The following is a 13,177-nucleotide window of genomic DNA, read 5'->3' on the forward strand; positions in this document are numbered from 1 at the left end:
CTGGCCGCTAAGCAACAATAGGGGTCACTGATAAGACCTTTACTTTTGATGATGCATCATGAATTTCATTCTCGCTATTCAGATAGTTCCAAAAGTCCTCATAGACAATTTCGACATCTCGAATCGACACACAAGCATCGAAAATCGCATTGCTTTCTGTGTCGATAATTTCATCGCGCGCCTCAGTAAACGTATGTGGTTCCACAGTCAAATTGACAGACAACGCCCTAACTTTGAATTTCATATTTCGTCCAAATAATTACATAATCATTTCGGAAAGCAGCTTCTTCCGGATGGAGGAAATTGCCGTCGATCACGAAACTGTCATCTGCCGTAGCGAAAGTAGTTAACTCCAGTTCCCGCTCACCCAGGTCGGAAAACCGTCAGAAACAGCAGTAACACACTGGCACTTGACACCTTGTGCCGTCTCAATGACGATACCGACGGTATAAGCTCTCCCGTCGTAATAGCAGGAATTTCTGATGAACTTGCTGACAACGGCGGTCATCATTTCACATCTGTATTGTGGCCAGCAGCAAGCAAAGAGCAATGGAGCAAGAGCCGCAACTTTCCATCTGCAGGCACTTTTTAGCAACGAAAACCGCCCACTCCGCCCCGTTTTACGTCGGTGATTTTTTTTTGCGACCAACGTTGATCGTTTGGGGTGCCGTAATATCGCCATGGATTTGCTGGCCAACTTTACCGTGGAAAACCATTTGCGTATTGCGTTCAACTGATCTGGATGGCGGGGTGGCTGAAGGCTCAACACTTCCCTCAACTACACCAAGAACCCTCGCTTTCGCTCGAATATCCAGTTTGCGATAGCCAGTCAACAATTCATGCTCATCCGCAGGCAATGCAGAGAGCGCATGTTCCCCTGTCAGCAAATACAACACATCTACCCCAGCCGCAGCAACGGCAGCAAGATAGTCAGAATCTGGCGTGCGAGAGCCATTTTCATAGTTGAACTGGGCGCCCTTTTTTACCCCACCAAGGGCCGCAAACTCATCCTGATTGAGGCCAAGGCGCTTGCGTTCTTCCTTCAGTCGATCAAAAAAATACTTCATTTGAGTACAAATACCTTTCCAAATCACTCAAATGAGTGATATATTTACGCCATTCCGTAGCGATTACAGATCATAACATTATGAATAATTTGTCAAAAGTCGGACGTACTGCGAAGGGCGTCACTTCTCGACCACTCGGCGTCCGCCTGACCCCTGATGAGGTAGACGAGGTCGAGGGTCACGCAAAGAAGCTTGAGCGCTCCAGAGCCTGGTTTCTTCGCTTCCTGATCCTGCGCGGCCTCGCTGACTACAAGCGCGAACTCGCATCCAAATCCACCCACTAAGGACCACGTCATGTACCCCGATGCAAAACGTATCCGCAGCCACCGCGTCATGCTGCGCCTCGATGACTATGAGCACCAGCTTGTTTCCTCGATCGCCAACTACCAAGGCGAAGAGCTTGCCGTGCTGGTGCGCCAGATCGTGATGCGTGAAGCCTTGGCCGTGATCGCCTTGGATGACGCCACCATCGACAGCGTACAGCGTCGCAGCGTTTAAACCGAGTCACTTTTGAGCAACTCTAAAGTTACAGAAAATGCCAGACCATCAAATTCACCTCAATGACGAAGAGCGCGCGGTGCTGGAACTCGTGCGCCAACGCCAGGGGCTGGCAAGTATCGACCAGGCGGCTGAATGGCTCGTCAAGTCGCGCTTACGCATACAGTCGAAAAACATGACGGGTCGCGGTCGCGCCCTGTACCAAGTGGAAAGAAAGCTGAAATGAGAGTCATCGGCCTGCCCTGCCCGCATTGCGAAAACACCGTCCGCGCCGTCAAAAGCCGCACGATGTCCGCCATGTTCAAGGAAATCACCTACATGTGCCAGAACCCCGAATGCGGGCACTCCTTCGTGGCAGGCCTGGAAGTACTGCGCACCCTCTCGCTGTCTGCCATGCCCAAGCCGGATATCCGCATCCCGATGTCCCAGCATGCGCGCGCGGCAGCCACCAGCCAGCTGGCCCTGGACCTGACTGCGGGCTGCTGATGACTATCCCGATCCTCGCGCCGCCGTAACCCGGCCGCTGTAACTCCCCTCTTTTGCTATGCCCTGCTGCGCTCCCTTTTGAGCGTGCGGGATTCGTTCAACCTGAAATAAGGAAATTCGATGTTAAACGGTCTTCAAATGCTCAAAACCGTCACCTTATCGCATGAGTCTGTGCTGACCGCATTATGCGCCCTTGGGCGTCAGCGCTTGCAGGACAAAGAGCTTTTACAGCAATGTGTTGAGTCATCGCATCGCACTTGGGTCCAGCGCGAAATCTCCATGGCAGATTTCGCCATCATCAGTCTGAGAGGCGCAATCAACGCTGTTCGCTATTGCCAAGCATGCGGCCATGTGGGCGATGTAATCCCCCCAGCGGTCGACTGCTGCCCAGGTGGCAAGTATGCGGCCATGGTCCATCCAGAGATCGCGCGCCAGGCGCGAATCGGCCTGACTGTCTTGGTATCGCATGCGGACGGAAAAATCCCATGCAGCGGCGATATGGCGGGAGAGCGGTAATGCTGCGCTTGCTCAAAACCTGCGGCATCTGGCTGCTGTCGCTCCTGATCGTCATCATCCCTGACGTGCTGCGGGCCATCGGCGCCATCAAGGACTGAGCCATGCCGGCGTCCCTTATCGACAATCACCTGTCGTTCCTGCCTGCGGCGGCCATCCTCGCCGCCCGTGACAGGGACGTGCCGACTCCCCCAGGGGCGCCAGAGGCGCTGGCCGCCATTGCTGCGGCGAAAGCCAGCCTGGCCGAGCGGGCCAGCTTGCGCGCCGTCGAACAGCGGCGGGCTAGCGAGGCGCGATTTATCGCACAGGCCTGGGGATTGTCGCCGCGAGGCGCCCGCCGCTCCGTGCTGATCGCCGCCGGCATGGACGCCGACCGCTGGGAATCACCCATCCATTCATTTACCGAGGAAGAGCGCATCGAGCTGCGCGCCGCCACCTCTGCCGCAATCCGTGTGTACGAAAGACTGTTGAATGCAATCTAAACAAATCCTGCTGCCTGCCCCACAGCGTCACGAAGCCTTTTTGCGATCCGCCCAGTTCGCGCCCGAGCTGGCCCGCATTCCCTACAAATGGCGCAACCGCGTCATCACGGCCGCCCTGGCCAAGATGGCCTGGTCGTCCTGGTACAAAATTTATGAGTCAGTCGCCACCGGCTTTGTGCGCGAGTTCGCCGAACAGTACGTGCCGGCCGGCGTGGACCTGTCACAGAGCGATGCCGATATCGTGAGCACCGCCGAGCGCGCGGCGGCAGGCGTGACCAAGATGCTGTGGATGGCTGTGTCCGATACGCACGCCCTGCAGATCATGGAAGACGAATGCGCCTCGTACGGCATCGAGCTGCCCGAGTTCGACACGATGACCGACACCATCGCCCGCCTGGTGGATGCCCGCTGGTGGCGCCGCCAGTTGCGCAAGCGGGTCAAGCGCGCCTTTGAAGCGGGCAATATCCGTCTGGGCTACGTGAACTATCGCGGCGAACCCTACGCCAGCAATGACGCCGTGCTGTCGCGCTTGGCGCAGAACCGCCGCAACGCGGCAGCGCTGGCGGCCACCCTGGTGCAGAACGAAAACGGCCAACAATTCAGCATCGCCGAGCTGGCCGAGAAAACGACCGCGAATAAAGCCATCCGGCGCGGCGAACTGATGTTGCGCATCAACGGCTTTGAGCAGATCGCCCGCGAGTGCGGCGACCAAGGCATTTTCATCACCTGGACGTGCCCATCGCGCTTTCACGCCATGCAGCACAGCGGAAAGCCAAACGGCAAATTTGATGGCTCGACGCCGCGCGAGGCGAATGCTTACCTGGGCAAGATGACATCGCTGTGCCGTTCCGCACTGGCGCGCCGGGGCATCGGCCTGTATGGCTTTCGCATCGCCGAGCCGCATCACGATGGCTGTCCACATTGGCATCTGCTGCTGTTCGTGCGCCCCACCGCGAAATACAAGACGGTCCACCTGCAGGACGTGGCCGGTCGCGCCATCCGCATCATGAAGCGCTACGCCTGGCGCGTGGACCGTGGCGAACCGGGCGCCTTCGCGCGCCGCCTGGACGTCAAGCGCATCGACTGGGCCAAGGGCAGCGCCGCCGGCTACATCGCCAAGTACGTGGCCAAGAACATCGATGGCGTGGCCGAACACAAGACGAAAGAGGGCTATGTCGTCACGGCCGACACCGAAGGCGATGTCGAACTGACGCCATCGGCGCGCGTCGAGTCCTGGGCCGCGTGCTGGGGTATCCGTCAATTCCAGCAATGGGGCGGCGCCCCAGTCACCGTGTGGCGCGAACTGCGCCGCATCGAGGAAAGCATGCTCAACGAAGCCCCGGCCGCCATGCGCCGCGCCTGGGACGCCGTGCAAAAGATCGACGGCGAAAAGCGCGCCTGCTGGGCCGAATACCTGCGTGCCCAGGGCGGCGCCCTGGTGCCGCGCAAGGAACTAGTCGTCACGCTGGCCAAGGACGAAAAGACCGTCATCGGCCGCTACGGCGAAACACAACGCATCACGCCCTACGGCGTGCGCTGCAGCGACCTCATCGGCGTGGTCTTCAAGTCCGTGCGCCATACGTGGACGCCGGTACAGGCCACAGGCGGGCGCGGGGTGGCTGTTGGGGTTGCCGTTCCTCGGACTCGTGTAAATAACTGTACGCACCCCGACCGCCCTGCCCCGGCCACGCCGCCGGCAGCGCCCATACCTGACCTGCCCGACGAGGCAAAAACAGCGCTGATTGCCGCCTGGGCGGCCGTCAACGCCTGCCCGTGGCCCCGGCTGATCGTCCCCGACAACCCACCACATGAAGGAAATGGCACATGAGCACCTTTGCCGTGATTGTTCGCACGCAAACCGAACGCTTTGATTTTTTTGAGGTTGCCGCATCCAGCGGCGACGTGATCGACGCTGCCATCGACCGCTTCGGCTTGTGTGGCGTTACAGCCAAACTGAAAGGGAAACCGCAATGCTGAGCACTTTGACAATGTCCAACTATCAGGTCAATAAGGCCCGCAATGCGCTGAGAGAGCGCAAAGCCTATCTGTCCGGATTGAGGTCTTCCGACGATGTAAAAATCGCCCTGCAACTTGAGATGATTGCCGAAGTAGATGCGTTGTTGGCTCTCCTCGACATGCTCGTCAGGAAAAAATGCGAGGAACGCACTGTTGCAGTAGGCGATCGTGTGAGTTTCGACAGCGATGAAGGCTACCAAGCCGGCACCGTCAACGACTTGCGCCGCGACGTGGGCAATGGGGAGTTGCACGCCTGGGTTGAGCTAGACCGCCAGTGTGCTGAAACGTTCCGCGCGGTGCCCCTTGCAGCTGTACGGCCTGTTAGCACTAAAGCTGGACAGTGCGCGGTAATTGCCAATTAGGGTTGCCTAAATGAGCGCTCGTACCAACGATGTGAATCCTTACACAGCCAGGCGGCAGGCATGACATCAACAGAATTCCTTATCAATAGCGTCCTTGGCACATTGGTAAGAGGCATTAATTGCGTCACTTCGTTCATCAAATCGTCCGAGCAGCATTTGGGAAATACGGGTGTCGACGACAATGTACGAACTTTTCCAAGAATGTGATTGAGGAGCTACAGAGACTGTAATTTCAATTATGTGGCGTTTGTAAGCCAAACAAACCAAATCAGCTTTAGTGCTCATATGTATTAACAAAAATTCAATTTTAATGTGATCGAAAACCCCGCCCAAATTACTAGCCACCACCTAGCAAACCAGACGGCCCCCGTCTACTCGCTGATTCGCAAACGCAGCGCTTGCTATAAGGCAAGTACGGTGCGCCAACTGGGCAAGTATGGCACGTAAATCACCTGCGCACGCAGCAACGTGAAGCGGGGCGCCCACATGGCTGGGAGCAGCAGGAAGTGGCTCACAGAAAAATGGAGTTCATGAAGAATCAGCTCGACCAACATCAAAGCAATCAACCAACGAAAGGAAAAAACTGATGAATGAAGACCGAATTATCTATCGACAGGACTTGTACAAAATGCTGGGCGTCACCTCGGAAACGCTACGCAGATGGGTGAAGGAGAACAAACTGCCTCCAGCGGACGTTGCCATCACCCAGCGCACGCTGGGATGGCGCCTATCAACGCTCCAAGCCGCTGGGATCAGGCTGCTTTAGCAGCCAGTCAGCGAAGGCCTGAAGCATCACCCGGCGCTGCTTCAGGTATTCCGCCGAGTTGTAGACTCCGCGCACGCCGCCGTCCTTGTGCGCGAGCTGCACCTCGACGTGATCCGAGTTGTAGTCATGCTCGTTGGCCCAGGTGGAACCGACCTTGCGCCATCCGTGGCCTGTCATCTTGCCTTTGAAGCCGATACGGTGAATGAGGTAAAGAATCGCGTTTTCACTCATGGGGCGGCTGCCGCCCCGGTCGTTCGGGAAAACGTAGATGCTGCCCCGCGAACGCAGCTTCATTTCAGCCAGCAGTTCCAGCGCCTGCGAAGACAGCGGCACCAAGTGCTCGCGGCCCTTCTTCATGCGCTTGCCCGGTATCCGCCAGACATCGCCCTCCACTTCCGCCCAGGTCATGCGCCGCAACTCGTCCGTGCGCGTCCACGTCAACGCCAGCAGCTTGCAGGCCAGCACAGACTGAATTTCATCTTCCAGGTCCAGGCGCTCCATGAACGGATGCACCTCGGCCAATGCCAGGGCGGCGAAACCTTCGCGCGGCTTGCGTGAAAAAGCGACCTTCGAATTGATGTTCGATGCGGGGTTCTCTTCGCAGTGGCCGTGCTGAATGGACCAGTCGAGTACCTGGCCCACCCACATGCGCACGCGCCGGACGTACACGGACAGGCCGGCGGCATCCATCGGACGCAGCGCGGCCATCAAGTCTTCCTTGGTAATTTCACGCACAGTTTTCGCGCCCAACGTCGGCGAGATATACATGGCCAGCGCGCGCAGTGCATTTGCCTTGTAGCCGGCGCTGATGTCCGTGCGCCCGGCCCAGTAGGTATCGATGGCGGCATCAAGTGCAATGGATGGGCTGCTTGTCTTGCGCTTGGGCTTGAGGTCTTCCCCGTCGATCAGTTTCAACCGCAAAACGTCCCGGCGCTCGCGGGCTTCCTTGAGGCCAATCAGGGGATACGGGCCGATCACGGCAGTTTGCTGCTTGCCCTCGTCGTTACGATAGGCCATGCGCCAAACCTTGTTTCCGCTTGGCAGGACTGCCAGCATCAGGCCATGGCCATCGAAGAGCTTGCGCAGCTTGCCGTCATTCGGCGTTGCGCGGCGGCAGTCTGCGTCGGTAAGGGTATTGATGGCCATGCGATATCCTGTAGGTACGGTTCTGAGAAAAACCGCATGATACCTACAATTTAGCCTACGCGTCATTCTGCGAGAGCCTTTATGGATACCACCGAATCTGCGATTCGGAAGGCTGAAAATCAAGCTAAGTCGTTGATTTTCAATGAAATTCGGCTGAATATAGGTTGAGTATACTCACGAATTTTTTATGTACTTGGCGGAAGCGGTGAGATTCGAACTCACGAACAGTTTAACCCGTCGCTAGTTTTCAAGACTAGTGCCTTCAACCACTCGGCCACGCTTCCTGATGGCAGCATTATACATAAAGGTCCGTGGCTTACCAATGGCTGGCACTGTCGCAACTCATTCTTCTGACAGGAAAGAGCCAACAAGCATGAACTACAGGCCCCAGTTTTCCCGCAGTGCCTTCTCGAACTCCGCCGCCGGCAACGGGCGCGAGAACAAATAACCTTGCACTTCGTCACAGCCCGAACTCTTCAGGAAGGCCAGCTGCTCGGCCGTTTCCACGCCTTCGGCGATCACCTTGTGATGCAACTGCTGCGCGATGCTGATGATGGTGCTGGCGATGGCGCAGTCGCTGGCGTCGGTGGGGATGCCGGTGGTAAACGATCGGTCGATTTTCAAGGTGTCGATGGGGAAGCGTTTGAGGTAGGACAAGCTTGAATAACCGGTGCCGAAGTCGTCCAGCGACAAGGCCACGCCCAAGGCCGTGATGCGGTCCATGATGCCGATCACGCGCTCGATATTGTGCATCAGCGTGCTTTCCGTGATTTCCAGTTCCAGCCACGCCGCTTCCAGGCCGTAGCGGGCCAGCGTGGCCGCCACTCTGGCGGGCAGGGCCGAAGTGAATTCGCGCGCGGACACATTGACGGCCAGGCGAATGGGCGGCAGGCCGGCCAGCTTCCACGCCTGCGCCTGGGCGCAGGCCGCTTCCAGCACCCATTCGCCCACTTGCACCACCAGGCCCGTCGATTCGGCCAGGGGAATGAACTCAGCGGGCGGAATCATGCCGTGCTGCGGGTGGTGCCAGCGCACCAGGGCTTCGGCGCCGATGATGCGGCCGCTGCCCAAAGCGTACTTCGGCTGGTAGTGCAGCAACAGTTGCTGTTCCGACAATGCCTGGCGCAAGCCAGTTTCCAGGCGCATGCGCGCCTGCATGCCCACATTCATGTCCTGGCTGTAGAAGGCCACGCTTTCCGCTTCGCCGCCGCTGTCCTGCTTGGCGCGATACATGGCGATGTCGGCCAGGCGCAGCAAGGTTTCCGCGTCATGCCCGTCTTGCGGATACACACTGATGCCGATGCTGGCGCCCACGCGCAAGTCGTGGCCTTCGATCAGGAACGGTTGCACCAGGGAGGCCAGCAGCTTTTGCGCCACCATACTGGCTTCGAAATGCTGGCCGATGTCGAACAGACCAACGGCAAACTCGTCACCGCCCAGGCGCGCCACCAGGTCCTGATCGCGCAATACCTTGCGAAAACGCAAGGAGACCTGGCGCAGCAGTTCGTCGCCGATGCGCCGGCCCAGGGTGTCGTTGATCAGTTTGAAGCGGTTCAGATCGATGAACAGCACGCAGCCGAGCATCTTGCTGCGCTGCGCCACACTGAGGGCCTGGTCGACCAGCTTGGCCAGCAAGGTGCGGTTGGGCAGGCTGGTCAGCGGGTCGTAATAGGCCAGGTGGTGCAGGCGCTCCTCGGCCAGTTTGCGTTCCGTGATGTCCGTCAGGTAGGCGATGAGTCCGATGGGCTTGTCGTCCATGTCCTGCAGCGGAGACAAGGACAGGCTGGCCCAGAAAATCTCGCCCGACTTCTTTCGGCGGCGCACCTCCATCAGGCGGCCTCCCTGCTCCAGGAAGGCGTCGTGGAAAGCCGTGTCTTCATCGTCGTACAGGAACAGGATGTTGCGCCCCACGGCTTCCACCGAGGTGTAGCCGAACAGGCGCTCGGCGCCCTTGTTCCAGCTGGTGATGTAGCCCGTCAAGTCCATCGTCAGCACGGATTCGTGTAACTGGTCGAGAATTTGGGTCTGCTGCGCCAGCAAGGCTTCGACTTGCGCAAAAGCATGGGTCGAGCGTTGCGCCAGCGAATGCACCTGCAGCACGCCGGCCGTCAACGAAGCCAGGCTGGCCAGGTGGCGGCGGTCGGCGTCGTTGTACAGGCTGCGTCCCGCCACGCTGTAATGGCCGAAGCAGTGGCCGTCGAAACTGATTTCCTGCAGCAAGGCGGGCGTATCGCGTGGGAAAGGCGCGGGCAGCGTTGCTGACGTGGCGCCATCGGCGCTGACTGAGGGCAGGAACTGGCCATGCGGGCTGGCCATCACGGCGCTGGCGATACGGCCCAGTTCAGCTACCAGCGCGGGGCCGCGCAAACGCACGACGGCATCGCACAGGGCGGCGCTGTCACCAAGGTAATCCGACACCGGCAGCAAGGTCATGCTACAGGTTCCGGCTGACCTGGATCGCCCATTGGTAGGCCTGTAGCAGGCTGCGCCAATAGGTTTCTCCATCGATGCCGGCACGGCGCAAGCCTTCCGGCGGCGGCGTGGCGCTTTCGACCAGCGCCAGCAAGGTACCCAGCTCGCCATTGCGTTCCAACAAGGCTACACTGACTTCAGGCGCCAGGTTCAGGGTGGCGATAATCTCTTCCATCGGCATGCCCAACAGGACGTCGAGCAGGGAAAACACGCCCGCCATGAAGGCCAGGTCTTGCGCATCGCGATCGCCGCCGCGCAGCTGGCACAGCGCTTCCATCTGTGCCGCGCGCACGGCCGCCAGCGGCAGCAGCGCATGGATCTTGCCGTCGTCTTGCTGGCGCGCATAGAGCAGCAGTTGCAGCCAGCGCTGCAGCTGGCGCCGTCCCAGCAGGGTGATGGCCTGGCTGAAGCTGGTAATCGGCGCCGTGAAACCGAAGGCGGCTGAGTTGACCAGTTTCAATAAATGATAGCTGAGCGATGGGTCTTGCTTGAGCGGCACTTCCAGCTCGTGCGCGTCGGCATCGCGGGCCAGCAGGCCCAGCAGCGCCAGCAGGCGCCGGCGCGAGGTGGCATCTTCCGGCTCGCTTTGCTGGCGTGCATGGTGCAGGGCATAGTCGCCGGCAAACCAGCTCACGCCGATTTCTTGCAAGGCAGCAAACTGCCCCGCGTCGACGATATTGTAGGCCAGGTGCGGCCCCGGCAAGGGCAGCAGCTGATGCAGGGCCGGGCGTGCGCCCGCCGCGTCAAAACTCAGCGCGCGCGCGTCCACCTGCGCCGCCACCACGGGACCGGCATCGGCACCATCGAGAAGGATGCGGTAGCCGGCGTCGCGCCATTGCTGGCATTTTTTCTGGATCTGCTTGTCGCCGGCAAGCTGGGCCGGCAAACGGAAGATGGTGCGTTGTGGCGCCAGTTGCGCCAGCACGGCCTCGTCCACGCCATGCGGGTCGGCCAGGGGAATGATGCAGTCGAGCGGTGCCAGAAACGCATACGCATCGGCAGCGGCCAGCGCCGCCAGCAGCGGCGCCGTCGATGCCTGCGGTACATGCAGGGTGACAGCGACCCACTCATTATGAGCATTGGCCACTGCTTGTAATCCCACCAACGGAAACAGGTTTGATTCAGACGCTGACATCGGTATCTCAGTGTGGGTAGGGCGCCATAGTAAATAAACTGACCAGCATTGGCAACCCTGGCCCGACAGGGATGCCCTCGACAGCGAGAATCATTCTATCCGAATCTCACCCGCGAAACAGTTTAATTTTGGCAATAAATGTTCAAAAAGAACATTCCCCCGCGAGACCCGCCTGTCATGCGGGTTTGATAAAGCACGGCGCGGCGTGCGCCTCGTCAGTTGCTGCCGCCATGCGCGTGCTCGACCGCATATTTGATCAATTCAGCCTGCCCTTCGATGCCCAGCTTGCGCTTGATGTTCAGCCGGTGCGTCTCCACCGTGCGCACACTCAGGTCCAGGTCGCGGGCGATCTGCTTGTTCGACTGGCCCGCCGCGATGTGCTGCAGCACTTGCTGTTCGCGCGTGGTGAGGAAGGAATCGTGCACTTGCGGGCGCGACAGTTGCCGCGCCAGGGCCGCGCTGTAATAAATGCCGCCGGACATCACCGTCTCGATGGCGAAGACGATATCTTTCCCTGGAGCATCTTTAAGCACATAGCCGCGCGCACCGGCGGCGATGGCTTGCGACACATATTCGAGCTTGTCGTGCATGGACAGGATCAGCACGGCAATCTGCGGAAACGCCTGCTTGAACAGCGCCGTCGCTTCGATGCCGTTGATGCCACGCATATTGATATCCATCAACACGAGGTCCACCTGGTGGAGGCGCGCCTGGGCCAGGGCTTCGTCGGCGCCGCCCGCCTCGGCCACCACGTCGAAATGCGCCACCGCCTCCAGGCGCGCGCGCAAGCCGTCGCGCACGAGGGGATGGTCGTCCACCAGCAGGATGTTGATCGTCTCGGTCATGTCTCGGAATCTATTAATTAATGTGTGGGTGGAAGGGCGAGCCGCGCCAGCACCAGGGTGCCGGCCGGCGAGGAAGAGATGTGCAGGCTGCCGCCGATGGCTTCCATGCGTTCCGTCATGTTGCGCAGGCCGATGCCGCGCTGCGGATGCAGGGCGATGCCGTCGAAGTCGAAGCCGCCGCCATTATCCTGGATGCGCAACTCCACCGCCTTGCCTGCCTCGTGCAGGCTCACTTCCACGCCGCTGGCGTGGGCATGGCGCTCGCAATTGGTCAGCGCTTCCTGGGCGATACGGAACAACACGGTATTGACCATGTCGGTCAAGCCCTCGCCCGCCGCCGCCGGACTGGCCGTGAAACTGGCTTGCGCGCTGCTGCTGTCGTTAAATTCATGCACCAGGTGGTCGAGCGCGGCGGCCAGGCCCAGGTCGTCGAGAATGGCGGGGCGCAGGTTGTGCGAAATGCGCCGCACCTCGCCCAGCACCTTGTTCAGTTGCTCGGCGGCCCGCTCGAAGGTGACGGGCGCCTTTTCTTTCTGCTCGGCATTGCCGGCCAGGCGCGCGATGCCCGCCTCGATCTGCAGCTTGATGGAAACGAGCCACTGACTGATGCCGTCATGCAAGTCGCGCGACAGCCGCGCCCGTTCCTCCTCCTGCGATTCGACCACCCGCTGCGCCAGCACTTTCAGCTTGGCGTCGGCCACCCTCAATTCGCGCAAATTCAGCACCAGGCCGCAGGAGGCCACCAGCAGGGAGCCGAGGATGGCGATGGCGGCGATCAATTCCATGGTCGAGCGGATATTGCGCGACTGCTGGGCGTCGACCTTGGCCAGCGCCTGGTCCACGTCATCCATGTAAATGCCGGTACCCATCATCCATCCCCATTCCGGCATCAAGATCACATAGCCGAGCTTGGGTGCGGACTTGTTCGTCGACGGCTTGATCCAGTTGTAGCGCTCGAAGCCGCCGCCGCTCTTCGCCCGCTGCATCAGGCGCTGGATGGTCAGATTGCCGTCCGCGTCGCGCAATTGCCACAGATTCTGCCCCACCAGTTCGGGCTGGCGCGGGTGCATCAGCGACTTGCCCTGCAAATCATAGATGAAGAAATAGCCATCGTCGCCATAGCTGAGGGCGGACAGGATGCGCTTGGCTTCCTCTTGCGTGGCGGCATCCTTGCGCCCCGACTGGTATAGGGACGCGATGGAATGGCTGGCCAGGGTCACGTAATGCTTGAGTTCGGCTTCCTTGCTGGCCAGGTAGGCTTGCTGGATGGTCGCGCGCTGCTGCTCGGCCAGGGTGATGGCCTGGTGCCGCACGGCAAACGCGATGGCGCACAGGGCAAGAATGAGCGGCGTGATAGCCAGGAAGATGACTTTCTGTCTGAGTTTCATG

At 59.8% G+C, this 13,177-nt stretch carries 15 protein-coding genes and 1 tRNA gene; 8 read left to right on the forward strand and 8 right to left on the reverse strand.

The annotated features are described in order from the left end of the window. Window positions 1–7: 7 nt before the first annotated feature. Complete coding sequence (locus C8C89_RS23705; RefSeq protein ID WP_133992916.1) at window positions 8–244, reverse strand: hypothetical protein; 237 nt, start codon at window positions 242–244, stop codon at window positions 8–10. Window positions 245–620: 376 nt separating this feature from the next. Further along, a complete protein-coding gene (locus C8C89_RS23710; RefSeq protein ID WP_133992918.1) occupies window positions 621–1,067 on the reverse strand; it encodes a helix-turn-helix transcriptional regulator in 447 nt (148 codons plus the stop codon). A gap of 294 nt (window positions 1,068–1,361) precedes the next feature. Here C8C89_RS23710 and C8C89_RS23720 point away from each other — a divergent pair, with 294 nt between their 5' ends. From C8C89_RS23720 to C8C89_RS23750, 8 genes are all read left to right on the forward strand, one after another. After that, the gene (locus tag C8C89_RS23720) at window positions 1,362–1,565 is read left to right on the forward strand and encodes a hypothetical protein (protein ID WP_035820909.1); all 204 of its coding nucleotides are present in this window, start codon (window positions 1,362–1,364) and stop codon (window positions 1,563–1,565) included. A gap of 37 nt (window positions 1,566–1,602) precedes the next feature. Next, window positions 1,603–1,791, forward strand: coding sequence for a hypothetical protein (locus C8C89_RS23725; RefSeq protein ID WP_035825591.1), 189 nt, complete (start codon window positions 1,603–1,605; stop codon window positions 1,789–1,791). Continuing rightward, entirely contained in the window at window positions 1,788–2,051 is a 264-nt protein-coding gene (locus C8C89_RS23730) for an ogr/Delta-like zinc finger family protein (protein ID WP_133992923.1), read from the forward strand. Before C8C89_RS23725 ends, C8C89_RS23730 begins: the two co-directional genes overlap by 4 nt. A 120-nt stretch (window positions 2,052–2,171) precedes the next feature. Continuing rightward, window positions 2,172–2,567 carry a hypothetical protein gene (locus C8C89_RS23735; protein WP_133992924.1) on the forward strand — a complete coding sequence of 132 codons (396 nt, stop codon included), beginning with the start codon at window positions 2,172–2,174 and terminating at the stop codon, window positions 2,565–2,567. Between the two features lie 101 nt (window positions 2,568–2,668). After that, window positions 2,669–3,046, forward strand: coding sequence for a hypothetical protein (locus C8C89_RS23740; protein WP_133992926.1), 378 nt, complete (start codon window positions 2,669–2,671; stop codon window positions 3,044–3,046). Beyond that, complete coding sequence (locus C8C89_RS23745; RefSeq protein ID WP_133992928.1) at window positions 3,036–4,874, forward strand: replication endonuclease; 1,839 nt, start codon at window positions 3,036–3,038, stop codon at window positions 4,872–4,874. Before C8C89_RS23740 ends, C8C89_RS23745 begins: the two co-directional genes overlap by 11 nt. After that, window positions 4,871–5,023 carry a hypothetical protein gene (locus tag C8C89_RS27100; RefSeq protein ID WP_166674838.1) on the forward strand — a complete coding sequence of 51 codons (153 nt, stop codon included), beginning with the start codon at window positions 4,871–4,873 and terminating at the stop codon, window positions 5,021–5,023. Before C8C89_RS23745 ends, C8C89_RS27100 begins: the two co-directional genes overlap by 4 nt. After that, window positions 5,017–5,424, forward strand: a complete 408-nt coding sequence (locus tag C8C89_RS23750; protein ID WP_133992930.1) for a hypothetical protein — start codon at window positions 5,017–5,019, stop codon at window positions 5,422–5,424. The genes C8C89_RS27100 and C8C89_RS23750 overlap by 7 nt, the downstream gene beginning before the upstream one ends. A gap of 730 nt (window positions 5,425–6,154) precedes the next feature. Here the strand turns inward: C8C89_RS23750 and C8C89_RS23760 are convergent. The 6 genes from C8C89_RS23760 to C8C89_RS23785 all read right to left on the reverse strand — a co-directional run bounded on the left by C8C89_RS23760 (window position 6,155) and on the right by C8C89_RS23785 (window position 13,176). Beyond that, on the reverse strand, window positions 6,155–7,336 hold the full coding sequence (locus tag C8C89_RS23760; protein WP_166674839.1) for an integrase arm-type DNA-binding domain-containing protein: 1,182 nt from the start codon (window positions 7,334–7,336) through the stop codon (window positions 6,155–6,157). A gap of 194 nt (window positions 7,337–7,530) precedes the next feature. Further along, window positions 7,531–7,620, reverse strand: a tRNA-Ser gene (locus tag C8C89_RS23765). A 94-nt stretch (window positions 7,621–7,714) separates the two neighbouring features. After that, complete coding sequence (locus C8C89_RS23770; protein WP_133992934.1) at window positions 7,715–9,769, reverse strand: EAL domain-containing protein; 2,055 nt, start codon at window positions 9,767–9,769, stop codon at window positions 7,715–7,717. A gap of 1 nt (window position 9,770) precedes the next feature. Further along, window positions 9,771–10,895 (reverse strand): HDOD domain-containing protein, encoded by a 1,125-nt coding sequence (locus tag C8C89_RS23775; protein WP_306821351.1) that lies wholly within the window; start codon window positions 10,893–10,895, stop codon window positions 9,771–9,773. 263 nt (window positions 10,896–11,158) lie between these two features. Beyond that, window positions 11,159–11,788 carry a response regulator transcription factor gene (locus C8C89_RS23780; RefSeq protein ID WP_101480307.1) on the reverse strand — a complete coding sequence of 210 codons (630 nt, stop codon included), beginning with the start codon at window positions 11,786–11,788 and terminating at the stop codon, window positions 11,159–11,161. A gap of 17 nt (window positions 11,789–11,805) precedes the next feature. Next, the gene (locus tag C8C89_RS23785) at window positions 11,806–13,176 is read right to left on the reverse strand and encodes a cache domain-containing protein (protein ID WP_133992936.1); all 1,371 of its coding nucleotides are present in this window, start codon (window positions 13,174–13,176) and stop codon (window positions 11,806–11,808) included. Window position 13,177 lies beyond the last annotated feature (1 nt).

The sequence above is a fragment of the Janthinobacterium sp. 75 genome (assembly GCF_004365495.1).
Classification (GTDB): Bacteria; Pseudomonadota; Gammaproteobacteria; order Burkholderiales; family Burkholderiaceae_D; genus Janthinobacterium.